The sequence below is a fragment of the Nevskia sp. genome (assembly GCF_023266035.1).
Lineage (GTDB): Bacteria > Pseudomonadota > Gammaproteobacteria > Nevskiales > Nevskiaceae > Nevskia.
Map to the genome: position 1 here is coordinate 20,929 of NZ_JAHFRY010000003.1, position 24,347 is coordinate 45,275.

General features: G+C 66.1%; 20 protein-coding genes. 7 read left to right on the forward strand and 13 right to left on the reverse strand.

Features of this window, described 5'->3' with window-relative positions; all coding sequences use genetic code 11:
- Positions 1–224: 224 nt before the first annotated feature.
- The 4 genes from Q0D45_RS00195 (at position 225) to Q0D45_RS00210 (ending at position 6,724) form a co-directional block, all read left to right on the forward strand.
- Positions 225–2,993, forward strand: a complete 2,769-nt coding sequence (locus Q0D45_RS00195) for a tetratricopeptide repeat protein (protein WP_293387075.1) — start codon at positions 225–227, stop codon at positions 2,991–2,993.
- A gap of 110 nt (positions 2,994–3,103) precedes the next feature.
- Positions 3,104–3,583 carry a DUF3015 domain-containing protein gene (locus Q0D45_RS00200; protein ID WP_022976382.1) on the forward strand — a complete coding sequence of 160 codons (480 nt, stop codon included), beginning with the start codon at positions 3,104–3,106 and terminating at the stop codon, positions 3,581–3,583.
- A gap of 78 nt (positions 3,584–3,661) precedes the next feature.
- Positions 3,662–5,479 carry a DUF4105 domain-containing protein gene (locus Q0D45_RS00205; RefSeq protein WP_293387078.1) on the forward strand — a complete coding sequence of 606 codons (1,818 nt, stop codon included), beginning with the start codon at positions 3,662–3,664 and terminating at the stop codon, positions 5,477–5,479.
- 102 nt (positions 5,480–5,581) lie between these two features.
- Positions 5,582–6,724, forward strand: a complete 1,143-nt coding sequence (locus Q0D45_RS00210) for a hypothetical protein (RefSeq protein ID WP_293387080.1) — start codon at positions 5,582–5,584, stop codon at positions 6,722–6,724.
- A 6-nt stretch (positions 6,725–6,730) separates the two neighbouring features.
- On the opposite strand, the gene Q0D45_RS00215 is transcribed toward Q0D45_RS00210, so the two are convergent.
- The 4 genes from Q0D45_RS00215 to Q0D45_RS00230 all read right to left on the reverse strand — a co-directional run bounded on the left by Q0D45_RS00215 (position 6,731) and on the right by Q0D45_RS00230 (position 12,073).
- Positions 6,731–9,415 carry a hypothetical protein gene (locus Q0D45_RS00215; RefSeq protein WP_293387082.1) on the reverse strand — a complete coding sequence of 895 codons (2,685 nt, stop codon included), beginning with the start codon at positions 9,413–9,415 and terminating at the stop codon, positions 6,731–6,733.
- A 223-nt stretch (positions 9,416–9,638) separates the two neighbouring features.
- Positions 9,639–10,460 (reverse strand): SDR family NAD(P)-dependent oxidoreductase, encoded by an 822-nt coding sequence (locus tag Q0D45_RS00220; RefSeq protein WP_293387084.1) that lies wholly within the window; start codon positions 10,458–10,460, stop codon positions 9,639–9,641.
- Between the two features lie 7 nt (positions 10,461–10,467).
- Entirely contained in the window at positions 10,468–11,505 is a 1,038-nt protein-coding gene (locus Q0D45_RS00225) for an NAD(P)-dependent oxidoreductase (RefSeq protein ID WP_293387086.1), read from the reverse strand.
- Between the two features lie 58 nt (positions 11,506–11,563).
- Positions 11,564–12,073 carry a 2,4'-dihydroxyacetophenone dioxygenase family protein gene (locus tag Q0D45_RS00230; RefSeq protein WP_293387088.1) on the reverse strand — a complete coding sequence of 170 codons (510 nt, stop codon included), beginning with the start codon at positions 12,071–12,073 and terminating at the stop codon, positions 11,564–11,566.
- 150 nt (positions 12,074–12,223) lie between these two features.
- Here Q0D45_RS00230 and Q0D45_RS00235 point away from each other — a divergent pair, with 150 nt between their 5' ends.
- Positions 12,224–13,237 carry an AraC family transcriptional regulator gene (locus Q0D45_RS00235; protein ID WP_293387090.1) on the forward strand — a complete coding sequence of 338 codons (1,014 nt, stop codon included), beginning with the start codon at positions 12,224–12,226 and terminating at the stop codon, positions 13,235–13,237.
- 265 nt (positions 13,238–13,502) lie between these two features.
- Here Q0D45_RS00235 and Q0D45_RS00240 read toward each other — a convergent pair whose 3' ends face one another.
- The 4 genes from Q0D45_RS00240 to Q0D45_RS00255 all read right to left on the reverse strand — a co-directional run bounded on the left by Q0D45_RS00240 (position 13,503) and on the right by Q0D45_RS00255 (position 17,215).
- Positions 13,503–14,927 (reverse strand): NAD(P)(+) transhydrogenase (Re/Si-specific) subunit beta, encoded by a 1,425-nt coding sequence (locus Q0D45_RS00240; protein WP_293387092.1) that lies wholly within the window; start codon positions 14,925–14,927, stop codon positions 13,503–13,505.
- Positions 14,928–14,934: 7 nt separating this feature from the next.
- On the reverse strand, positions 14,935–15,228 hold the full coding sequence (locus Q0D45_RS00245; protein WP_022976376.1) for an NAD(P) transhydrogenase subunit alpha: 294 nt from the start codon (positions 15,226–15,228) through the stop codon (positions 14,935–14,937).
- 105 nt (positions 15,229–15,333) lie between these two features.
- On the reverse strand, positions 15,334–16,038 hold the full coding sequence (locus Q0D45_RS00250; protein WP_293387095.1) for a methyltransferase domain-containing protein: 705 nt from the start codon (positions 16,036–16,038) through the stop codon (positions 15,334–15,336).
- Positions 16,039–16,090: 52 nt separating this feature from the next.
- A complete protein-coding gene (locus Q0D45_RS00255; RefSeq protein WP_293387097.1) occupies positions 16,091–17,215 on the reverse strand; it encodes an NAD(P) transhydrogenase subunit alpha in 1,125 nt (374 codons plus the stop codon).
- A 214-nt stretch (positions 17,216–17,429) separates the two neighbouring features.
- Here Q0D45_RS00255 and Q0D45_RS00260 point away from each other — a divergent pair, with 214 nt between their 5' ends.
- Both Q0D45_RS00260 and Q0D45_RS00265 read left to right on the forward strand, forming a co-directional pair.
- Positions 17,430–18,971, forward strand: a complete 1,542-nt coding sequence (locus Q0D45_RS00260; RefSeq protein WP_366946290.1) for a DUF4331 domain-containing protein — start codon at positions 17,430–17,432, stop codon at positions 18,969–18,971.
- A 20-nt stretch (positions 18,972–18,991) separates the two neighbouring features.
- The gene (locus tag Q0D45_RS00265; protein WP_293387101.1) at positions 18,992–19,231 is read left to right on the forward strand and encodes a hypothetical protein; all 240 of its coding nucleotides are present in this window, start codon (positions 18,992–18,994) and stop codon (positions 19,229–19,231) included.
- Positions 19,232–19,314: 83 nt separating this feature from the next.
- Here the strand turns inward: Q0D45_RS00265 and Q0D45_RS00270 are convergent, their stop codons facing one another.
- From Q0D45_RS00270 to Q0D45_RS00290, 5 genes are all read right to left on the reverse strand, one after another.
- Positions 19,315–20,451 (reverse strand): HupE/UreJ family protein, encoded by a 1,137-nt coding sequence (locus Q0D45_RS00270; protein WP_293387103.1) that lies wholly within the window; start codon positions 20,449–20,451, stop codon positions 19,315–19,317.
- On the reverse strand, positions 20,448–21,656 hold the full coding sequence (locus Q0D45_RS00275) for a hypothetical protein (protein WP_293387105.1): 1,209 nt from the start codon (positions 21,654–21,656) through the stop codon (positions 20,448–20,450). The genes Q0D45_RS00270 and Q0D45_RS00275 overlap by 4 nt, the downstream gene beginning before the upstream one ends.
- Positions 21,657–21,675: 19 nt before the next feature.
- A complete protein-coding gene (locus Q0D45_RS00280; RefSeq protein ID WP_293387107.1) occupies positions 21,676–22,569 on the reverse strand; it encodes a DUF6279 family lipoprotein in 894 nt (297 codons plus the stop codon).
- Positions 22,570–22,725: 156 nt separating this feature from the next.
- Positions 22,726–22,893, reverse strand: a complete 168-nt coding sequence (locus Q0D45_RS00285; RefSeq protein ID WP_022976369.1) for a rubredoxin — start codon at positions 22,891–22,893, stop codon at positions 22,726–22,728.
- Positions 22,894–23,008: 115 nt separating this feature from the next.
- Positions 23,009–24,172 carry an alkane 1-monooxygenase gene (locus Q0D45_RS00290; protein WP_293387110.1) on the reverse strand — a complete coding sequence of 388 codons (1,164 nt, stop codon included), beginning with the start codon at positions 24,170–24,172 and terminating at the stop codon, positions 23,009–23,011.
- Positions 24,173–24,347: the final 175 nt, after the last annotated feature.

Genomic DNA, 24,347 nt, shown 5'->3' on the forward strand with positions numbered 1-24,347 from the left:
TCTCGGCGGTGCAGGATGATGCCGGCGACCTTGCCTTGCGAGCGGCCGAAAAGTGCGACCGATTTGCGACCATTTCCCGACGATTGCATGGCCGTCGCCAAGCCCTTGATGAAGATGATCTTTGCGTGCGAGCGCTGGCGGTGATCGGCCGCGGTTTTGCCGCCTCGCCACGGATGCCGCACTATCCCGCCCACGAATTTGCGGGGGCAGCGCGAGACTCATCGGTGGCAGGACCAGGACACCCAGATACCGGCAATGGACGCCGCCCCTCGCCTTCCGTCGAGCGCGTGCTGATCTATCGCTTCGCCGAGTGCGTGCTCGATAGCCGCAGCCTCGAGCTGAGCGTGCGCGGCGCCATCGTCAAGCTGGAGCCGAAGCCGCTGGAACTGCTGCTGTTCCTGCTGCGCCATCCGGGCGAAGTGGTGACCAAGGACGAGCTGCAGGACGGCGTCTGGCCAGGCCGCATCCTGTCGGAATCGGTGCTGACCAAGGCGGTCGCCAAACTGCGGCAAGGTCTGGGCGACGAGGACCAGACCATCCTCAAGACCGTCCATGGCTACGGCTACCGGCTGCTGGCGCCGGTGACCCTGGAAGTCGCCGGCCCCGCACCTTCCGCTCCGCAATTGCAGCTGGCCGCGGGTGACCATCCGCCGCTACGGCCGCACTGGCAGCTGAGCGAACGCCTGGGCAGCGGCGGGCTCGGCGAAGTCTGGCTGGCGACGCACGCCAAGACTGGCGAGCGGCGGGTGTTCAAGTTCGCGCTCGATGCCAACGGCCTGACCGCGCTGAAGCGCGAGATCACCTTGTTCCGGGTGCTCAAGGACACCCATGGCGATCGCCCGGACCTGATTCGCCTGCTCGACTGGAATGTCGACGAGCAGCCGTATTTCATCGAATCCGAATACGCCGCCGGCGGCTCGCTGCCGCAGTGGGCCGAGTCGAAAGGCGGCCTGATCGCCGTGCCGCTCGACGAACGCCTGGAGCTGGTTGCGCAGGCGGCCGATGCACTGGCCGCCGCCCACGCCGCCGGCGTGCTGCACAAGGATCTGAAGCCGGCCAATCTGCTGATCAGCTTCGATGACGCCGGCCAGACGCGCGTGCGGCTTGGCGATTTCGGCAGCGGCCGGATGATGGATCTGGCCCGCCTCGAACGGCTGGAGATCACCCGGCTCGGCTTCACCCGCGCGGCCGGCGAGCAGGACGACGACAGCAGCGGCACGCCGTTCTACTTCGCCCCGGAACTGATCGCCGGCCAGCAGCCGACCGTGCAGACCGATCTCTACGCGCTCGGCGTGATCCTCTACCAGATGATCGTCGGCGATCTGAAACGGCCGCTGACCGCTGGCTGGGAGCGCGATGTCGCCGATCCGCTGCTGCGCGAGGACGTGGCTGCCGCTGCGGCCGGGCAGGTCGATGGCCGGCTCAGCGACGCTGCCGAACTGGCGCGCCGCCTGCGCGGCCGTGCCGAACGCGCCGCCGCCCGCCACGCCGAGCGTGAACAGGTCGCCGAAAGCGAGCGCCTGAAAGCCAAGCTGGCGCGCCTGCACGCGGCACGTCGTCGGCTGATTCCGCTGGCCGGCGTGCTGCTGATCGGCGTCATCGCCACCTCGCTGATGGCCTTGCGCGCCAGCCAGGCGCGGATCGCCGCCGAGCTGGAAACCGCCAAGAGCGAGGCGATCAACCGCTTTGTCAACGAAGACCTGCTGAACGCCGCCAATCCGCTGCAGCGCCCGCCCGGCGCGCCGGAAGTGACGGTGCGCGCGGCGCTGGCGACGGCCGAGCAGACGGTCGACGCGCGCTTCGCCGATCAGCCGGCGGTGGCCGCATCGGTGCTGACCACGCTCGGCGTGCTGCGCCACGAATTCGGCGATTACGACCAGGCGCTGGTGCTGCTCGATCGGGCGATCGCCAAGGCCGAATCGGCGCCGGCCGAGCGCAACAAGGCGCGGCTGGAACGCGCGTCGCTGCTGATCTCCGCGGACCGCGACGACGAAGCGATTGCCGCGCTCGACAGCCTGCTGGCCGATCAGCTAAGCGATCCCGGCACGGCTAAGAGCGATGTCCTGGAAACCCGGCTGCGCCTGCTCGAAGCGCGCTCCGGTCAGGGCAGCGATCCGGACTTCCTCAAGGACCTCGCCACCCTCCGCGACGATGCCAATCGCACGCTCGGCGAGCCGAACTGGATTGCCGGCGAGGCCGGTGGCCTGATCGCGTCGATCCATCGGGTTGCCGGCCTGCCGGAACGCGGTGTCGACGATGCCCGCCGCGCCTACGCCGCGCTGCGCACCGTGCTCGGCGCCGATCACCCGACGACCTTGAAGGTGCAGGTCAGCCTTGCGCACAGCCTCAACGCGCTCGGCCAGAAGGACGAAGCGGTGAGCGCGCTGCGCGAAGCGTTCGAGCGCATCAAGCTGCGTTTCGGGCCGACCGGAACCGACACCCTGCATGTCCAGAACGAACTCGGCTTCATCCTCAATATGCAGGGTCGCTACGCGGAAGGCGAAGCGGTGTTCGCCGATCTGGTCGCCCGTCACGAACAACGCGGCAACGGCCAATCCTTCGACATCACCGCGCCGCTGTCGAACCTCGCCAATGCCCGCCTGCAACTCGGCCGGCCGGCCGAGGCGCTGCCCTTGATCGAGCGCGGCCTGGCGATCCTGAAAGCACTGCCGGAGCCGCAGCCGGCGCGCGCCGTGATCCTGCGCCGGCTGCAGGCGGAAAGCCTGATGGCGCTGAAGCGCAACGACGAGGCGAAGCTCGCGCTCGATGCTGGCGAGACTGCAGCCAGCGTGCTGCCGGACACCGATATGCGTCGCCTGGCGCTGTATGGTCAACGGGGCCGCTGGCTGATCGCCAGCGGCGATCCGGCAGCCGGCGAGCGCCTGCTCGATGCAGCGATCGCCGGCCTGCGCAAGCAGATCAAGGACGATCACCCCTTGCTGGCGCCGCTGCTGCTGGCGCGGGCTTCGTCCGGCCAGATCCAGAAGCCGTAGCCATCGACGTTGCTGTTGCGGTAGCTTTGCCCGGCCCTGAGTTGGTTCGCCAGCGAACCTTCACAGGGGTCGTCTATAACCACAATGAAACCTGTTAGGAGATACGACGCATGAAGAAGCTCATTGCAATCGCTGCCGTCAGCCTGCTGCCTTTCGGTACGGCGCTCGCCGCCCAGGACATCGGCTGCGGTCTCGGTACCGAATTGATGAAGGACCAGAAGGGCCTGATCTTCCGGGTACTCGGTGCCACCACCAACGGCACGTTCTTCAACCAGACCTTCGGCATCACCAGCGGCACGCTGGGCTGCGCCAAGAACGGCGTGGTTGCCAGCGATGTGCGCCGCTCGATGTTCGCGGCCGCCAACGTCGATCAGCTGTCGGCCGAAATCGCCGCCGGTGAAGGCGAAACCCTGGCCACGCTGGCTGCGCTGTACAACGTCGATGCCGCTGACGTCGCGGCGTTCAACGCGATGGCTCAGTCGCACCACGCCGCGCTGTTCCCGAACGCCCAGGTCACCACCGGTGACGTGCTGGCCGCGCTCGAAGTGGCCATGGCTCAGGATGCCCGCCTGGCTCGTTACATCGCCTGATCGATGCTGCGTTCGCGGTACGGAACAGCCCCGCTCGGGGCTGTTCTTTTTTTTAGCCTGTTGCTGGCGCCTCTGCGGGTGCCGGCAGCAGACAGCTATGCCGACGAGCTGATCGCCGCCGCCGAGCAGCAGGGCCTTGCCGCGTCGCCCGAGTGGGCAAACCTGCTCCATGTCGAGTCGCCGGTGTTCGGCGCCGCGCGCAGCAGCGTCAAGAGCGACTGGTTCTTCCTGGCGCCGAACGGCGCTGATGACCCCGCTGCCGAACTGCGCGCGACGCTTGCCGCGTTCCTCGATCCGACCATCCGGGCGCCGAGGAACGAATCGGCCCAATGCATCTTCGGCGCTCGCTACGCCTGGCTCGATGCCCGTCTGCATTTCGATGCCGAACGCCTGCCGCGCCAGCCCTGCGCCGAGCGTGAGGAATGGCTGACTGCGCTGGCACCGTCGCAAGTCTGGGTGGTGTTCCCGTCGGCCTATCTGAACAGCCCGGCGTCGATGTTCGGCCATACCTTGCTGCGCCTCGATGGCCCCGAGGTGAAGGCCGGCACGCCGCTGCTCGCCTATGCCGCCAACTACGCCGCCGAGACGCCGGAAACCAATGGCCTGGTGTTCGCGATCAAGGGGCTGGCCGGCGGTTATGTCGGCCGCTACAGCGTGCTGCCGTATTACGAGAAGGTGCGCGAATACGCGCGCCTGGAAAGCCGTGATCTCTGGGAATATCCGCTGGCGTTCGACGCCGAGCAGCGCGAGCGCCTGCTGCTGCATCTCTGGGAACTGCGCGGCGCGGCGTTCACCTATTACTTCTTCACCAAGAACTGTTCGTACCAGCTGCTGACCCTGCTGCGGGTCGCCGATTCGGGCATTGACTGGGGCAATCGCTTCAGCTGGTGGGCGGCGCCGACCGACACCTTGCGCGCGCTGCAGCCCGGACTCGGCGCACCGCATTACCGGCCGGCACTGGCGACCACCGTTGCCGCCGAAGGCCGGGCGCTCGATGCCGATCACCGCGATCAGGCCTTGGCGCTGGCAGAAGGTGCGCCTCCAACGGACGGCATCGCTGCGGCGCAGTTGAGCCTCGCCAACGATCTCGTCCAGTACCACTTTCTCGAAGGCCAGCTGCCGCGCGAGGTCGCCGTGCCGCGATCGCTGGCGCTGCTGCGCGCCCGCGCCGCGACCGGCGAGAAAGGCGGCCGGGTGACGGTGCCGACGCCGGACACCGATCCCACCGGCGGCCACGCCACCCAGCGGCTGATGATCGGCGCCCAGGCGCGCAGCGAGGGCGGTGACATCGCCACCGTCGACTGGCGGCCGGCGTATCACGATCTGCTCGACCCTTCGGCCGGCTACGGCGAAGGCCAGCAGATCAATTTCGTCGATTTCGGCCTGCGCACGCGGCTGGCCAATGGCGCAACCACGCTCGACCATCTGGCGCTGCTCGACATCCTGTCGATCGCGCCGCGCAGCAGCTTGTTCCAGCCGATTTCCTGGCGCGTGCGCCTCGCCCACGAGCGCCCCGATCTCGGCCTCGGCCGCGATCCGCGCACCACCGTGCTGGAGGGTGGCCCGGGTCTGGCCTGGGGACGCTTCGGCAGCCTGGTCGCCTACGGTCATGCCGAGTTTCGCGCCGAGGTCGGCAATGTCCGCGACAACGGTTACGCGCTGCAGCTCGGGCCACGCCTGGGCTTGCTGGCGCAGCCGCTGAAGCTCTGGGGCGTGCAGCTCGAAGCGAGCTGGCTGCCGGGCCTCGCCGGCGACGATGCCGATCGCCGAACCATCAGCCTCGAACAGCAATGGCAGCTCGGCAAGGACTACGGCCTGCGGCTCGGCGCCCGTGCGCTGTGGCTTGGCTCCGAGGAAACGCGGCAGGTCGATCTGCGTCTGATTCGATACTTCTGAAGCCTTGCGGCAACGGACTGGCGGCAGTCACATCGCGCTGCCTACACTCGCTGAAAGCAGTGCCTTCGACACTGCCATCACCAGCGGTTCAGGGGCGTCACGATGATCCTGCAGCTACTCGACGTGCTGATCGGCCTGACCCTGGTCTACCTGATCTTTTCGACGGCCGCGTCGATCGGCGTCGAGTTGCTCGAAAGCTGGCTGCGCCGGCGCGGCAAGCTGCTGGAGCGCGGCATCGGCGAAATCCTGTCGCAGATCATTGGCGGTGCCGGCCAGGATGGCAACGCCGCGGCGAAGGCAATGGTCCGGCAGTTGTATGACAGCCCGTTCGTCTATTCGCTGTACGAAGGCGACTATGAAGTCGGCGGCTCGAAGCTGCCGTCGGCCATCCCGGCGGCCCGCTTCGCCGGCGCCGTGATCGCGCTGGCCGCCGAGCACGAAGACTTCCGCAAGGCCGCCAACACCATGCTCAAGGTCGCCGGCCTGAAGCTCGGCGATGACGACGCGAAAGTGCGCGCCGCGCTCGCCGCCTACTTCGATGAATCGATGGAGCGAGTCACCGGCTGGTATCGCCGCCACGTGCAGTGGGTGCTGCTGGCGATCGGCGCCGTGCTGGCGATCGCATTGAATGCCGACACCCTGAACATCGTTCGTACCCTGTCGCAGGACGATGTGTTGCGCGCGAAGATCGTCGCGACAGCGGTCGGCGTTCAGGGCGAAGGCCAGGCACCTGCGCCGGTCTGCAAGGAAGCGACAGCGGATTGCGAGCGTCAGCTGGCCCAACAGGTCAGCAGCCAGCTGGAACTCGCCAGCAACCTCGGCCTGCCGCTGGGCTGGAATCTCGGTGGTACCGGAATCGGCCTGCCAGCTTGCGTGCCCAAGGCTGGCGAGCAGACCTGCAGCCGAGGCCGCGCCTTCGCATCCGGCGCCTTGTTCGTGATCACCAAGATCCTCGGCCTGGCGCTGACCGCACTGGCCACCACCCTCGGCGCGCCGTTCTGGTTCGATCTGCTGAATCGCCTGATCCAGACCCGCAACGTCGTCGCCCCGGCCAAGGCCGCGATCGATCAGGCCAGGGCGCGCAAGCGTCCGGAGCCCGATTCCGAAACCGAGTCGAAAGACGAGCCCGCTGCTAACGACGACGACGCCTCGGACCCCGATCCAGGCCCGAACAAGCCACGGACCGCGCGGACGCCTCGTCGTCGTCGCAGTTCGCCCAGGCCACCACGCACGCCAGCGGCCTGAGTTCTGCTAGGGCGCGGCGGACAGGGTTAGGACGGTCTGCAGTTCGTGCAGCGTGCTGCTTTCCGAGGTATCGCCGGATGTATTGGCGGACTGGGTACAGGCGGTGGCCACCGTGTAGACGCCCGGCTGCAGTATGCCGGTGCGGCTGCCGACTTCCCGATCCAAGCCAAAGTCCGCTCCGGAAATCACCACCAGTGACAGCGGATTGCTCGTGTCGACGGCTGTCGTCGCGCCACCGTAGATCCGGGACTCTCCCTCCTCCTCGGGCGGCAACTGATTGCCCTCGATCAGGCCGACGCTGACCGTGGCGCCGGCTTGGTTGCTGAAGTTGACGATATTGGATTTCGGGATGTCGATCCGGTAGCTGACCGGCTGGCTGACCGCGAATGCGAACTGGCTCAGCGTGTGGCCGGAGCTGGCGGGCCTGCCGGTACCGGTTTGCGGCGCGAAGCCGGAGGCCTCGGCGTCGCCATTGCAGCTCAGCGAAATCGTCGAGAACAGGCTGCGCTCGTCGAGGCCGATTTCGGCGTCGCTGCCGATAGTGCCCCGGGTGCCCAGATTCGCTGAAACGGTTACCAGCGTATAGCGGGCCCGGACCGCACTACCCAGAGAATCCTCGATCCGGACCTCGCTGTCGGAAGGGTTGTTGCAGCTTTCGCTGCTGCAGTTCGAGGAGCCCGAAACGGCTTCGACACGGGCTCGCAGCAGTTCGGCGAATCCTGCGCCGCGCACCTGACCGAGTTCCAGGGACAGCAGATCGGCCGGCAGCAGACGGGTGAGCACGAAGGCGAAGAAATTTCCGGTGGTACCGCCGGCCGCGGCCACGTACGGCACCGTGAAGCGGATGGCGCCATCGGTGGCCGTCTGGCGAGCGCGGATCACCGCGGTCCCGTCCGCCAGCTTTTCCACGATCAGCACTTCGGCGATGTTGTAGATACCCAGGAAACTGGCCTTCGCCGCATCGAGTTCGACCGTGAAATTGGTGGTTTCGCCGGCCAGGAAATCGCTGCGATCGGCGCTGACCTTGCCGGTCGGCGAATTCGCCAGTTCGGTGTCGACTTTCAGCTCCAGCTTGGCCAGCGATTCCAGGCCCAGCAAGGTCAAGGTCAGCGCCATCTCGCTGCCGGCCTTGGCTTCGGCACCGAGCTTGAGCTTGTAGTCCGACTGGTAAGGACTGGCGAGCATCTGGGTGATCTGCGGTGCGAAGCTGCCTTCCAGCGCAGCGCCGACCTTGGCTTCCAGCGTCTTGAAGCGCAGCGACTTGAAGAAGCGGTTGCCGATCGCGACCTCGGCGTAACCAAAGGCTTCGAGCTTCGGCTCCACGCGCAGGCTTTCCAAGGTGCGCAGCACCAGGGTCGGCGTGTTGGTGACGGTGAATTCGCCGAACGAACGCTGGAAATCGCAGACGCCGAAGTTGCAGGCGAGACCGAACTCCAGTTCGGTGCCGACGGCGCTGCTGGTGCCGACCGTGACATCGGCGACGGTCAGCTTGCCGCCGGCTTCGACGCCGACGCCGACCGGCACCATGCCGCCGACGATCAAGGACAGCGGCCCCCCGATCGGCAGCGGGATGTTGAACAGCTCGGCCTTGCAGCTGATCTTGCCTTCGAAAGCTGCGGTGAGCTTGGCCTGCACGTTGAAGGTGAAGGTCGGGGTCGCGGTCAGCAGCAGGTGTTCCAGCCCGCGGTTGGGCGTGTATAGCAGGTCCAGTGCCGGCTTCAGCGACACGCTGAACGCGGGCTGGTTGGTCATCGAGATCGGTGGATTCTCGGCTTCGAAATCGGTTTCGCAGCCCTGCTCGAAGGCCCGTGTGCCGATCGGCGTGCCGACCACGGACGGCCGTGCGCGCGGCTGCGCCGCTTTCGATGCCGCCCGCCGCGAGCTGCTGGCCGGTCGGCTGGCGTCCGCGGCCTTCGCGGTGAAGTGCAGGGTGTCGCCATCACGCCGGATGTCATAGGCGCTGGCGATTTCCGGCGCGATTACGGGTTCCACCTGGCTCAGATCGAACACCTGATCGATGTCCAGATTCGGCAGCAGCTCGGTAGCCGGTGCCAGTTGCAGGGTCAGGCGCACGCCGCCGGCCACGGCCTCGGTGCCGACCACCCGGCCGGCGATCGGCTGCGAGCCGCTGCCGATGACCAGCGTGCCGACCGTGGGCGCTGCGATGCCGGCGACGACGACGCTGTAGGTATTGTCGAAGCTCGGTGTGGCGCCGGGATTGATCTCGACCGGTGGCGCGATGACCTGCTCATCGGCAATCACCAGCGTGCCCGGCAGCAGTTCGGTGACCACGGCGAGCAGCGGCACCGAGCGGACATCGCCGACGGCAGCGACGATCTGGGTCGAGCCGCCGCGACCGCTCGCCGTGGCCAGGCCACCGGCGCTGACCGCGATGGCACCGGTATCGGACGAACTCCAGCTCACCGGCAGCGTGATGGCATTGCCGGCGGCGTCCAGCACCCGTGCTTCGAGTTGCCGGGTCTGGCCGGCTGCGTCGAACAGCAGGCCGGTCTGGACGATCTCGACGCGCGCCGCCGCTGCGGTTGGCACGGGTGGCGTCACAGGCGGCTCTTCCGGCGGCGCCTGGTTCGAGCCGCCGCCGTCGCAACCTGCGAGCAGCGCGAGCGTCAGACTCAACAGGGCCAGCTTCACGCCGGATTTCGGGGAGAACAACGTCAGGGTGCGGGACATCGGCCAGCTCCAGGCTGCGGATCAAGGCACCGATGGTGGTGGCTGGCCTCCGCAAAGTCCTGACCGAATTCCGACGGTTCTCCGACCATCGCCCTGGCGCCGGATTCCGGCCACAAGAAGCCGCCTGAAGGCGGCTTCTTGTGCAGCAACAGCGACCGAGATGATTGCGCGCCACCGCCATGGGACGACGGTCAGCCCGAAACCATCGTTCGCTGCGAGCGGATCAGCTGATGACTGGAACCCCGTGCTTGCGCATGTACTTGCGGATCGTCGTGTCCATGAAGCGGTAGAACAGCCCCGGCATGCGCTGGGCGGCGAAGGCGGTGGCCTTGCCGGCGAAGCTGGGGATGATCATCCAGCGCCCGGCGTCGAGGCCGGCGAGCATCTGGTCGCAGGCGGGGTCGAGTTCCATCGAGCCGGCGATCAGCTTGACGTCCATCGCCACCGGGTCGCCGTCGGCACGTTCCTGCGTCACCAGCGGCGTCTTCACTTCCGGCGGACAGATGCAGCTGATGTGGATGCCGCGCGGCTCGTACTCGTAGCGTAGCGTCGTCGCCAGACCCACCACCCCGAACTTCGACGTGCCGTAGGCGCTGTAGGAGTAGTTGCTGACGATGCCGGCGAGCGAGGCTACCAGCGCCAGGCGCGCGCCGGGCCTGAGCTGCGGGATCACCGCCGCCGCGAAGTGGTAGCTGCCCATCAGGTTGACCTCGATCACCCGCCGGAAGTCCTCCGTGCGCATGGCGGAAAAGGCTCGGGACAGGCCGATGCCGGCGCTGTTGATCGCCAGGTCCGGCGCGCCGAAGGCCAGTACCGCATCGGCCACCGCCGCGCCCACCCGCGTCTCATCCGCGATGTTGGCCTCGACGAACTGCCAGCGCGCGTGGCCCTGCTCCGCCGCGGCCTCCAGGGCGGAGCGTCGTTCATCGCTGACGGCCAGGTCCAGCACGCTCACCGAGGTGCCGCGCCGCAGCAGGCGCACGGCCAGGCCATGGCCGAGTCCGCTGCCGCCGCCGCTGATCAGTGCATGTTTCCAGTTTTTCATTGATGGCCTATTCGGAAGGGGAGGCGTGCAGTTCGCCAATCTGGCGCAGCCAGGCCTCGGAACGGCGCAGACCTTCAGCGAGATCCACCTTCGGCTGGTAGCCGAGGCGCGCCTGTGCCTTGGCGATCGAGATGTTTCCCTTGCGCGCAAACATGTACATCGTGTCCGGCGTCACCTCGTCGTGGCGGCCGATGGCCTGGTTGAGTTTCCAGAGACCGGTGGTCAGCGCGACCGCGGCGGACAGCGGCAGGCTGCGCGGCGCACCCTTGCGGCCGGCCCAGCGCCAGTGCGTGGAGAAGAGCTCGCGGCAAGTGGTGGCGGTGCCGGCGGTGAGGATGAAGATATGGCCACTGCCCTCGGGCAGGCCGGCGGCCAGCATCGTGCCATCCAGCAGGTCGTCGATATAGACCGGTGTGAACACCCCGCTGCCACCATTGGGCAGGATCAGCATGCCGGCTCTGGCCATCTTCAGCGGCTCGATCAGCCAGGCGCGCGACCCGGGGCCGTAGACATCGCCCGGCCGCACGATGGTGCATTCGATTTCGCCTGCGGCATGCGCGGCCAGCACCACATGCTCGCTGGCTCCCTTGGCGACGCCGTAGCGGTACTGATCGCCGATCACCACCGGCGTCTTCTCGTCGGCACCGTCCGGGTAGTCCCAGCCGAGCGCGGCGATGGAGGAATACTGCAGGAAACGTTGCGCGCCTCCGGCGATCGCCACGTCCAGCGCATGGCGCACGCCCTGTACCGACACGTCGCGGTAGGGCTGCCACTGCGCCGCCAGCGACACCACGGCGGCGGTGTTGATGAACAGCTCGCAGCCAGTGGCATGCGCCGCCCAGCTGCGGGGGCTCGTGAGATTGCCGGCAACGACGTTCCAGGCCGCATCGGCCTTCAGGTCCATGCCGCGCACCTCGCAGCCCAGCGCGCGGTAGCGGCTCATCAGCGCGCGGCCGATGAAACCGTTGGCACCGGTCACGAACACCGACTTCGGTGCGCGCGGGCGCTGTCCGCCGGCGCCCAGGGGCATTTTTGCAGTCTTCATGACGACTCCTCCAATGAGTACCGGGCGTCCTCTTGCGGAACGTCGCGGCGGTGTCCGGTCAGCGAGCGGCGGTGTAGTCCGGCTGCTGCGGGCGGATGTAGCGCGCCGGCTTCAGGCCGCGCTCCCGGACCAGGTGGTCGAGCAGCAAGGTCAGCGAGTTGGCGTCGAGGAAGCCGACGAAATTGCCGTCGGCGTCGAAGTTGACGTTGCTGCCCTCGACGTGCATCAAGGTCTCGGTGACTTCGCTGTTGTCCTTCGGCGTCATGAAGGTGTGCATCGAGGAGCCCGGCTCGTAGAGGTAGCTGCCAGCGGTCTGCGGCTGCTCCGGAAACTCCACGTAGTTCCACTTGCCGGACAGCGTCCACATGTGGACCGCGCCGGTATGGTAGTGCAGCGGCAGCAGCACGCCGGCCTCGAACAGCACGCGCAGCACCCAGATGCCGCGATGGGTGTCGAGCATCAGGGGCTGCAGATGAATGCCGGGCAGCGCGTTCTCGTACAGCGGCAGCTCCCGGGTGTTGAGGGTCAGCAATTCCTTGTGATTCGTAACCAGCGGCGGTAACGCCATGACATCTCTCCTTCAGATTCTTGCGGGTTCGGCGGCCGCTTCTGCGTCGGGTTTGCCGATGGGCGCCAGATTAGGTCGCAGGCCCCTTGATAATTTGACAAATCACGCAGATCAATTTGATATTTCGCGCATGCACGAGCGTCTGCATCCATGAAGTACCTGGTTCGCAGCGGTGGCTTGCAGGGCTTCCCCGAGCTCGTCGAGGAGCTCGGCCAGCGCCCGCTCGATCTGCTGGAGGAAGTCGGCCTGGCTCCCGGCGTACTGCGCGATCCGGACCTTTACATTCCTTACCCGGCGCTGGCGGACCTGTTGACGCTGGCGGCGCGGCGCTGCCGCGCGCCCGACTTCGGGGTCCGTCTTGGCAGCCGGCAGGGGCTGGAAGTCGTCGGCGCGCTGGGCAATTGGCTATGCCTTCAGGCCCGCGTCGGAGACGCGCTGACGCTGCTCCAGAAAAACCTCGGCTTCCACGCACGCGGCATCGAGGTGGACGTCGATGCCGGTCGCCAGCGGATTTCGCTGGCGATGCGCCTGGCCTTTGCACAGCAGACGGATTGTGCACAGTTGCTGGCCCTGAGCATGGCGCTGCTGGCACGCAGCATCTCGCAGCTGCATGGCACCGGGCTCAAGCCGGACCGCGTCGAGCTCGACCTGCCGGCGCCGCACGACCCCCGTTCCTGGAGTCGTGCCTTCGCGGTCACGCCGACATTCGGCGCCTCGTCGAACCAGCTGTTCTACCCGGCCTCTCTGTTCGAGTTGCCGGTGCATATCGACACGGCCGTGCGCGAGCGACTCAGCGCGCAATGGCGTGGCGGCTGGCGGCAGGCCCCGCTGAGTCTGGAGCGGCAGGTCGAGCGCGCGATCGTCGCGCTGCTGCCGACCGGCGACTGCAGCCTGGAGCGCGTGGCGCATCTGGTGGAGCTGAAGCCTCGCACCCTGCAGGCGCAGCTGCAGCGTCAGCAGCTCGGCTTCGGCCTGCTGCTGCGTCAGGCCCGTGAGCGACTGGCGTGCGAGCATCTGGACGGCAGCGACATCGGCCTGACTTCGCTGGCGATGAATCTGGGATTCGGGGATCTCGCCGTTTTCAGCCGCACTTTCAAGTCATGGACGGGCCTGTCGCCACGCGCCTGGCGCAGGCGTGGCAGTAACCGGAAGGCCTCGCACTGACCGCGTCTGGATGCACATGACAGCCGCACCGACTTGTGATCCCAACCGAACGGCGCCGATCGGCAACTTGGCGGCTGCCGTATGCAGAAAGCCGACGGCGTTGTGCAGCATCGTGGCGATGCCGGGCAACTCAATGGCGACGCTGCGCGATTCTACGGAGCCAGTGAGCAGGCCCCACGGCGGCGGTCCTCAGCTTGTACGGCGGCAGCGCGCAAGCGAGGGGCGGTTTGCAACGCAGTGACCGCCGCCATCCAGCCCCGGCGGTCTAGTGGCCGCCATCCAGGGATTTCACCGCCTGGATCATCTGCACCAGCACCTTCTGGGCGTCGCCGTAGACCATGTTGGTGTTGTCGGCGAAGAACAGTTCGTTCTCGACACCCGAGTAGCCCTTGCCCTGGCCGCGCTTGACCACGTAGACCTGCTTGGCGTGGTCGACGTTGAGGATCGGCATGCCGTAGATCGGGCTGCTCTTGTTGGTGCGGGCGGCCGGGTTCACGGTGTCGTTGGCGCCGATGACGATCGCGACATCGGCTTCCTTGAACTCGCCGTTGATGTCTTCCATGTCGTAGATGATGTCGTAGGGCACGCCGGCTTCGGCGAGCAGCACGTTCATGTGGCCGGGCATGCGGCCGGCCACCGGATGGATCGCGAACTTCACGTCGACGCCGGCGTCCTGGCAGAGCTTCACGAACTCGTAGAGCTTGTGCTGGGCCTGCGCCACCGCCAGGCCGTAGCCCGGGGCGATGATGATCTTCGACGAGTAGCGCATGTTGATGCCGGCGTCGCCGGCATCGACCGGCTTCATCGAACCCTTGATCTCGCCCTGCTCCTCGGTGCCGGTGGCGCCGAAGTTGGAGAAGATCACGTTGCTGACCGAGCGGTTCATCGCCTTGGCCATCAACAGGGTCAGCAGGGTGCCGGCCGAGCCGACCACCATGCCGGCGATCATCAGCGCCGGGTTCTGCAGCACGAAGCCTTCGAAGCCGACCGCGAGGCCGGTGAAGGCGTTGTACAGCGAGATCACCACGGGCATGTCCGCACCACCGATCGGCATCGTCATCAGCACGCCGAAGATCAGCGCCAGGACGAAGAACGAGGCGGTCATCCACACCGGCGCATGGCCGTGGGCGCCGAAGGCGATGTACAGGCCGAGGGCGAGGGTGGCGATGAAGAACGTGCCGTTCATCATCTGCAGGCCGGTGAAGCGCCAGACGCCGTTGATGCGGCCGTCGAGCTTCGCCCAGGCGATCACCGAACCGGATAGCGAGATCGCGCCGATCAGCGAACCGATGATGGTGACCACCAGCGGAATCAGCGTGTGCTCGGCCGACGTGCGGAACAGTTCCACCGCGCCGATCGCGGCCGCGGCGCCACCGCCCATGCCGTTGTAGAGCGCGACCATCTGCGGCATCGCGGTCATTTCCACCTTCTTGCCGCTGGTCCAGGCCCAGCCGAGGCCGATGGCGAGCGCCACGGCACCGAGCGCGGCGTTGACCATCAGGTGCGGCTTGGCCGCTTCGTTGACGTTGAACACGTATAGGAAGCTGGCGAGCACGGCGACCAGCATGCCGAGGCCGGCGACGCGAATGCCCGAGGCCGCCGTGACCGGCGAGGACATGCGCTTCAGACCATAAATGAACAAAAAGGCGGCAGCGAGGAAGCTGGCGTCGATGATGAGTTGAGCGGTCATGTCGGTCTTAAGCCTTCTTCTTGTCCGAGGACTTGAACATCTGCAGCATGCGTTCGGTCACCACGTAGCCACCGGCGGCGTTGCCGGCACCGAGCAGCACGCCGACGAAGCCGATCACCTGCTCGGTCACCGAGGTGGCGTTGAGCAGCGCGAACAGCGCGCCGACGACGACGATGCCGTGCACGAAGTTCGAGCCCGACATCAGCGGCGTGTGCAGGATCGACGGCACGCGGCCGATGATCTCGTAGCCGGTGAAGGCGGCAAGCATGAAGATGTACAGCGCGATGAATCCGGTCAGCATGGTCAGGCCCCGTAAACTTGAGATTGTGTCGGCGTCAATTCTTTATCTTTGCGTCGGGCATTCGCGACGAACTTGAGAGTCCAGTTCGCGACGCTGTTGATGTGCTCAGTGAATCGAACGTGAAGCAGGCTTGAAAAATGACAACAGTCTTTTCAATCCGCGTCTTCGTCCGGATGCAGATGCCGCCTTGAGCAGGAACAGTTCCGGATGAATGAAGGAGCTGCCGTCAAATTCCCTGCTGCCGCTCGCCAGCGGGTGATCGTTCTTGCAAACAAGAAACATGTTCTGGCGATACCACCAGTTGATCCTGGACTCCTGCCAGAAATGTTGTCTCAGGACATCAAGCATCCTGAACCCGTGATCCGCAAACTTGCTTTGCCAGTAGATGGGCCATTGCTCATTGACATGATTCTGGCCACCCTGAAATGGAATTGCCGCGGAAAAAAGAATGACGTCTGCCGATGAACACAATGCCGTTATGAACCGGTCTGCACCCGCTTCCGGGATGTGTTCAACAACCTCCAGGCAGATCACCAGATCAAAGCGCCCCGACGCCTTGAAGTCCAACAAGTCTATCTCGACGAACTCGTCACTGGAAATCAGCCGTTTTTCAACAGGAACATGAGGTCCATCAACGCCCTTGACCGTGCAGCCGAGGGACTTCGCGACCGCTGACCAGGTCGCGATGCCACAGCCGACATCGATGACGGTTTCTGGATGAACGAGCGAGAAAACGTACGGCAGCACCAATTCCGGCGCAGTTACCGAGAATTGGCTCTCATAGGTATGCAGGGGCTTGGCCGAGTGCATGGATTTCTGTTTACCGGCATGCGGATTCGCTCAATGCGAGCCCGATGGCAGCCTAGGCCTCCACGGCTTTTTTTGCCGCTTCGTTCTTGATCTCGCCACCGTGCGTCAGGCAGCTTTTGGCGATGATCTCGTCGTTCCAGTCCAGGTTGATCGCCTGTTCCTTGAGGAACAGCTCGATCAGGTTGTACTGGTTCTTCGCGTACAGCTCGCTGGCGTGTTCGCCGAGCAGGCTCGGCACGTTCAGCGGCGCGACGATGGTCACCTGGCCGACCGTGGTGGTTTCGCCGGGCACCGTGTACTCGGTGTTGCCGCCGCCTTCCGCCGCGAGATCGATGATCACGCTGCCGGCCTTCATGCCATCGACCTGCGCCTTGGAGATCAGCTTCGGGCTCGGACGGCCCGGGATCGCGGCCGTGGTGATGATGATGTCGGCCGCCTGGATGTGCTTGGTGACGACGGCGGCGATCTTCGCCTTCTCCTCGTCAGTCAGCTCGCGGGCGTAGCCGCCGGCACCACGGGCGTCGACGCCGGTGTCGATGAACTTGGCACCGAGCGATTCGACCTGCTCCTTCACTTCCGGACGCACGTCATAGCCTTCGACCTTGGCGCCGATGCGGCGCGAGGTGGCGATCGCCGACAGGCCGGCAACGCCGACGCCCATCACCAGCACCGTGCCCGGCTTGATCGAGCCGGTGGCGAAGGTGGTCATCGGCATCATGCGGGCGATGCTGGTGGCGCCCATCAGCGCGCCGTAATAGCCGGCGAGCGCAGCCTGGGACGACAGCGCGTCCATTGACTGCGCACGGGTGATGCGCGGCACCAGCTCCATCGCGAAGCAGGTGATCTTCTTGTCGCGCAGCGCCTTGACCAGTTCGACTTCCTTGTGGGCGTAGACGAACGACAGCAGGATCGCGCCTTCCTTCATCGCGCCAACGGTTTCGACGCTGGGCGGCTGAACGGCGAGGACGATGTCGGCATCCGACACCAGGCCCTGCGGGTTGACGGCGAATGCGACGTTCTTGAACGCGGCATCCGGCAGCTTCACGGCGTCGCCGGCGGAAGACTGCATATGCAGTTCGGCACCGAGCTTGGTCAGCTTGTCGGCGACGGCAGGAACCAGCGCCACTCGGCGCTCGTTGGCGCGGGTTTCCTTCAGCACGGCAATTTTCACCGGCATGGACAATCCTCGATTGCAGACGTGATATGCACGAAAAAGCCGAAGTTCCCAGGGTTTCGGGCTTCGGCCGTGCGAAGTCTAGCCGATGGGGTGAGCAATCACACAGGCCGCTGCATCTGATGCCGATGACGGCGAGTAAGGCCAAGAGAACGGTCGGCACACGAGCGGATCGTCGCCCGCCACACCCATAACGACATCGGAGATCAACATGTTCATGAGGAATGTAATTCCGCTCGCGCTAGCGGCTGCCGCCAGCCTGACGGCCCAGGCGTCCAGCCACCGTGAGGCACCGTTCATTGCGCAGAACCCCAGCGTCGACGGCACCGATTTCTACATGTTCAACAGCTACGAAGCCGGCCGCAGCGGCTTCGTCACCTTGATCGCCAACTACAACCCGTTGCAGGACGCCTACGGTGGCCCGAACTACTTCGCGCTGAACCCGCAGGCCCTGTACGAGATCCACATCGACAACAACGCCGATGCGGTCGAGGACCTGACTTTCCAGTTCCGCTTCACCAACACCTTCAACAGGCTCGCCGTGCCGACCGGCGCCGCCAGCAATCTGTCGATCCCGCTGATCAACCTGCCGCCGACCGGCAATGTGCCGACCCTGAACCGCAGCGAGACCTACACGGTCAGCCTGGTTCGCGGCCCGCGCCGCGGTGCCAACGTGATGCCGGTGACCAATGCCGTCGGCGGCGGCACCACGTTCACCAAGCCGGTCGACAACATCGGCAGCAAGTCGATTCCGGACTACGCGGCCTACGCCAACCAGTACATCTACACGGTCAATATTCCGAGCTGTGCGACGCCGGGCCGGATGTTCGTCGGCCAGCGCAAGGAAGGCTTTGCGGTCAACCTTGGCGAAGTGTTCGACCTGGTCAACCTGAATCCGCTCGGTGCCCGCAACATCAAGGGCAGCGCCACGGTCGACAAGAACGTCACCACGCTGGCGCTGGAAGTGCCGACCAACTGCCTGACGGCGTCCACCACGCAGCCGATCATCGGTGCCTGGACCACGTCCAGCCTGCGTCAGGCCCGGGTGCTGAACCCGGCACCGCAGGGTCCGGTCACCGCGACCGGTGCCAGCCCGCGCAGCTTCGGACCGGAAGTGTCTGGCGGCGCCTGGACCCAGGTTTCGCGCCTTGGTTCGCCGCTGGTCAATGAAGTGGTGATCGGCATCGACGACAAGGACAAGTTCAACGCCTCAGAGCCGAAGAACGATGGCCAGTTCGCCACCTATGTCACCAACCCGACCTTGCCGGTGCTGCTCAACGTGCTGTTCGGCGCGGCTGCCAACGTGCCGCCGGTGCCGCGCAACGACATCGTCGCCGCGTTCCTGACCGGTGTTGCCAACGTCAACCAGCCGACCGGTGTGGTCGCCTCTGAAATGCTTCGCCTGAATACGGCGATCGCCGCGACTCCGGTGGCGGCTCAGCAGAACGTCGGCGCCGCGCTGTGCTTCACGCCGGCTGGCGAACTGCTGCTGACCAATCCGGGCTGCGATCCGGCCGGCTTCCCGAACGGCCGCCGTCCGGGTGACGACATCGTCGACATCGAACTGTCGGTGGTCGAAGGCTTCCTGCTCGGCGCCGCCAATCCGAACCGCACGCCCGAAGGCGCCTATCAGGTCTACACCGACGGCACGCTGCAGGACGCTTCGCAGTTCGACGTCACCTTCCCGTACCTGAAGGCGCCACTCGGCGGCTCGCCGAACGGCAGCAACGGCGTCATCAACCCACCGTCCGCAGGCTGAGCCGGCAGAGGAGACGAACGATGAAGAAGTCCCTGCTAGTTCTGTTGTTGGCCAGTGCCGTGCTGGCCGCCTGTGATGGCGGCGGTACAGCGCCGGCGCCAGCGCCTGCACCCGATGGCCCGACCGGCCCGGCGCTCGCGGCGGTCGTCAATGACGCTTTCGCCCAGACCAGCGAAACCGCGCTGCCGTTCGACATCAACGTGCTGGATATCGACCCGTCGGACGAAACGCCGACCCTGTACGACGGCCTGCTGATCTGATCAAGCCATCCCCGCTCGAACCCCCGCTGTAAGCCTTGAACCCCGCCCCTGGCGGGGTTCTTTTTTTGTGTCGCCGGATGGCTTCAGAACGGCATCGGAATCGGCAGGCCCAGCGCCCGCTGCAGCAGCCAGGCCAGGCCCGCGAGGGCGACCAGGATCGAGCCCGGCACCAGCACCGCGTTGCGGAACAGCGCCGAGTTCCGGCCGGCGAAGCAGAGCGGCACGACGATGGCGATCAGGCCCAGCTGTGCGAACTCGACGCCGAGATTGAAAGCCAGCAGCGCCCAGACCCGGCCAGAGGTCGGCAGGCCGAGTTCGAGCAGCGCGCCGGCGATCGCCGCGCCATGGATCAGGCCGAAAAAGCCCGCCAGCAGCCACAGCTGGCGATGAACCATCGGCAGCAGATTGTTCAGCCCGGCAAACAGCACCGAGGCGGCGACCAGCGATTCGACCACGCGCGACGGCGGGCTGAACGCGCCGCTGGCGGCCAGCGCCAGCGTCGTCGCATGAGCCAGGGTGAACGCGGTGACCAGCGCGGCGGTATCGCGCAGCGCCGTGCTCAGACGCTCGGCCGGCTGCCAGCCGCCGGCACGTCGGCGCAACACCGCCGGCAGGAACAGGCCGGCCAGAAACAGCATGTGATCGGCGCCAGTCCAGACATGCCACAGGCCTTCGATCAGATAGCTGCGGAAGACATCGGCCGGTCGGCCGGACTCGAAACTTTGCGTGCCGCGATCCGGCCCGAACACGGCGGTTTGAGTCTGACCAGCCAGTGACAGATTGAGCAGGCCGCGATGCTGGGCATCGATGTCGAACAGCAGCGAATAGGCGATGCCGAGTTTCGCCGGCGTCTGCGGGCACGAGGCCTTCAGGCTCAGCACGGCATAACGGCCGTCGCTGTGTTCGGCGATCTGCAGGCCGGGTGTTGCTTCAAGGGTGCAGGGTCGGTTGTCGCTGCTCAGCTTCAACCGGCTCAGCGCATAGGCATCGATTGCCGCTTCAGCCTTGCGTACTTCGCCCCAGGTGATGGCGCCATCGGCATCGCGATCGAGCCCGATCGCGAAATCGAGATCGCGCAGCGCGATGTCCCAGCGGCCGCTGACCGTGCTGCCGTCGACACTCAGCCGCAGGAAGCTGTCGCTGGCCTTGTGCGCTTCGGCGCTGCCGATGCTGCCGAGCAGCAGCATCAGTCCGACCAGGCTGCGGATTGCGCGGCTCATCGGCTGGCTCCCGCACGCAGCAGGTCCGCAAGCTTGTGCAGCGCCGGGTCTTCGATGCCGGTCTGCTGCAGCCAGGCCAGCGCCGGTTGCGCGGCGGCCGGCTGTGCAGCCGCGAGACTCGCTTCGAGCAGCAGCCGGGCGTCGGCCGGTTCACGCTGGCCTTGCCAGTTCTGGGTGGCGAGCGTGACGGCGCGGGCGGCATCGTGCTGCAGCCGGAGCGCGTACAGCGCTTCCTCGCGCAGATGCACCGATCCGCCGCGCAGCCCGGCTTCGGTGAAGCGGGCATCGAGCTGCGCCAGGCTGTCGGCGAGGCCGGGATCGCCGAGCGCGGCCTGGGCAAGCGCCAGCCGCAGCAGCAGGTTGTCGATCTGCCGGCTGTCCTTGGTCAGCTCGCGCGCTTCGGCGGCGCGGCCTGCCGCGAGCAGGTAGTCGGCATAGGCGGTCAGCAGGTAGGGATCGTGGTCGCCGGCGGCGCGCAGCAAGGCGATGGCCGCTACGAAGTGCTTGCCGGCCTCGGCATCACGGCCTTGCCGCGCCTCGATTTCGGCGAGCGCAGTCAGCGCCCACAGCCGCTCGCCGGCTGAGGCAGTCGCTGATTCAGAGATGGCTGCGCTGAGCACTTCGATCGCCGCACTCGCATGGCCATCGAGGCTGCGCACGCTGGCGATGCAGGTGGCCGCAGCGATCAGATCGCCATGCGCAGCGATCAATGCATTGCAGTCCGCCAATGCATCAGCGGGGCGGCCTTGCACCATCAGGATCGTTGCTCGCGTCAGACGCGCCTGGGCATTGCCGTTGTCGCGGATGATCAGCTGATCGAGATCGCTGAGCGCGCCGCTGAAGTCATGGCGCTGCTGGCGCAAGGTGGCGCGCAGCAGGCGCACCACCGGCGGCGGCTCGGCCAAGCTCAGCCAGGGTTTCAGCGCCGATTCGGCCTGGCCGTGATAGCGCGGATCGGCCGTCGCGCGGCCGAGTTCGATTGCGCGACGGGCGTAGGCAACGGCCGCCGGAAGATCGTCCGGCCGCGCCGCGAGCGCTCGCCGCTGGGCATTCAGCGCCCGCACGTTGTCGGCCTCGGCCCGCGCGGTGGCGACGTGCTCGAGCACCTCGGCATCGTCGGTCGGCACATAGGGATCGGACGCGGCGAAGGCGGCCGGCATGAAGGCCGCGACCAGCAGGCCGGTCAGCAAGGAATGAAGGGGCATGTCCGCCTTACGCGGCGGACTACGGGATGGACGCGGCGGCGGGCTTTGCGGTCCTGGCTGATTGGGCCGATTGGGCCGGTCGGGCCAGCGCGTCGAAATCGTCGGCGAGTTCGAGCAGGCGCTCGCGCACATGCTGACGCTGGCTTGCATCGCAGGCCTGCAGCAGTTCGATCAGCAGGCTGCGATCGCGGGCCGAATCGCGGGCGCTGCGTTCCTGTTCGCGCTCGTCGCCGTTGGCGGTCAGGCGGTCGATCAAACCCGGTTCGTGGCGCGTGGCGAGCACAGTGACGAATTCTTCGAAGGTGGCCAGCCGCTGCGCCTTGCGCTGCTCCGGGCTCAGCAAACTGGGTACGCGGCGTTCCCAGCCGGCTTCGAGCAGCTGTTTCTGGTGATCGTTCAGGCGGCCGGTCCAGCGTTCAAGATTTTCGCGCTGCTCTTTCAGCCAGTGCTTGCGACGTTCGGCCGGCGTTTCCTCTGCGCGCTTGGCTTCCTCCTTATCGATCTGTTTACGCGTGCGCTGGCTGAACTCGTCGATCTGCTCGTTGCGCAGCGAGGCGAGCAAGCTCACCGTCGCCGGCTGTGCCTGTTGCCAGAGGCGCTCGCCATGCGCTTCGACCTGGCTCATCGCGCGTTCGAGTGCCTCGCGTGGCGCCGGGTCCTGCTCGAACGCGCTGGCGAGGCTGCGCAGATCAGCCGCGTACAAAGGCAGCTCGGTGCTGCGATGCCAGGCCTGGAGCGCGCTGAATTCGCGGCGAAAGGCTGCTTTCTGTGCCTTGTCCAGCGACACGTAATCGTCGAGCGTCCACAGCGCCAGGCGATCGAGGTTCTGGTAGGCGAGTCTGAGCCCGGTGCTGCAGCCCGCCAGCGCCAGCAGCAGCGCGAAAGACAGGGAAAAGCGCAGCGAGCGAATCATCGGCATCCGGAACCCTGAGCGGCATTGCGCCGAACGGTGGACTGCCGACTGGAGATGAAAGTTCGCGGCGCGACGGGCGCATCCGCGATGACAGCGGTTGCCGCGCCGGTCGGACGATCATCGTTGATCGAGTCCGAACGACGCGGCAGGACAGCTTCAGTCCACCTCGACCATCTGGAAGTCGGCCTTGCCGGCGCCGCAGTCCGGGCAGGTCCAGTCTTCCGGTACGTCTTCCCAGCGCGTCCCCGGCTTGATGCCTTCGTCCGGCACGCCCTTGGCCTCGTCGTAGACGAAATCACAGACCAGACAACGCCACTTCTTCATCGCGAACCCCATCAGATTGGATAAATGAAAGCGGTGCAGCGCAGGCCGGAATGGGGCCGGCTCTGCTGCTGCACCGCTCTGTAATCAGCACGCGCCAAGCGCGCACTGGCCCCAATTATGCGGTCGCGCTGCGGTACTGCGCCAATACCCGGTCGCGGATCGAGGGTTTGATGTTCGCCCGCGTCATGTCGCCGTTGAAGTGGGCGACCACTTTCGGGTTCATCACCCGGAACCAAAGTGGCGGCACGTAGGCGAGGAGAATCATGCCGGCGTAGCCGTTCGGCAGGCGCGGCAGGGTGTCGAAATTGCGCAGTGTCTGAAACGAGCGCGTCGGGTAGGCGTGGTGATCGGAATGCCGCTGCAGATGGTAGAGCAGCACATTGGTCGCCAGGTGATTCGAGTTCCACGAATGATGCGGCTGGCAGCGCTCGTAGCTGCCGTCGGCCTTCTTTTCGCGCTTCAGGCCGTAGTGCTCCAGGTAGTTGACGACCTCGAGCAGCGCGCCGCCGAACAGCCCCTGGAACAGCATGAACGGCAGCGCCAGCCAGCCGAGCCAGGCGACCATCGTGCCGTACAGCAGCACGGTCAGACCCCAGGCCTGCAGGTTGTCGTTGCCGAGCGACCAGACGCTGCTGCCCTGTTTCGCCAGCCGGGTCTTTTCGAGTTCCCAGGCCGAGGCGACCGAGCCGAGCACGCTGCGCGGCAGGAATTCGTAGAAGGTTTCGCCGAAGCGCGACGTGGCCGGATCTTCCGGCGTCGCCACCCGCACGTGGTGGCCGCGGTTGTGCTCGACATAGAAGTGCCCGTAAGCGACCGGCGCCAGCGCGATCTTGGCCAGCCAGCGTTCGATCTTCGATGTCTGGTGGCCCAGTTCATGGGCGACGTTGATCGACAGGCCCGAGGCCATGCCGAGCGAGATGAACAGGCCGAGCATCTCGAACCAGCGCAGGTCGCCGGTGATCGCCATCCAGGTGCCCCAGATGAAGGTCGCGTACTGCACCGGGATCGCCGCGGCGACCGCCCAGCGGTAATAGCGATCGGCATTCAGCGGGGTCATGGCGGCATCGGGTGGATTCTCGTTGTCCTCGCCGATCAGACGATCGAGGAACGGGATCACCGCGTAGACGACGATCGGCGTCAGCCACCAGAACAGCGACAGCCCGGTCCATTGCACGAGTCCGTAGCCGTAGATCGGCAGGCCCATGACTAACACGCCGAGCAGCCATAGATAGCGTTTCTTGTCCTTCCAGTCTGCTGGGGATGCGGTCATCGTCGACATTGTCTTGCTCCTCCTCGTTTGTTGCGGTTATTAATAAACCGTTCGGTTAATAAATGTTGGCCAATTTGACTGCGCTTGTCAACGGCCGGCATCGGGATCGGAATGAGCGTGCCGGCTCGTTGCCGAGGCCCGACGTATCTGCCTATCCGCATGGAAGGATACAATCGCGCCGTTC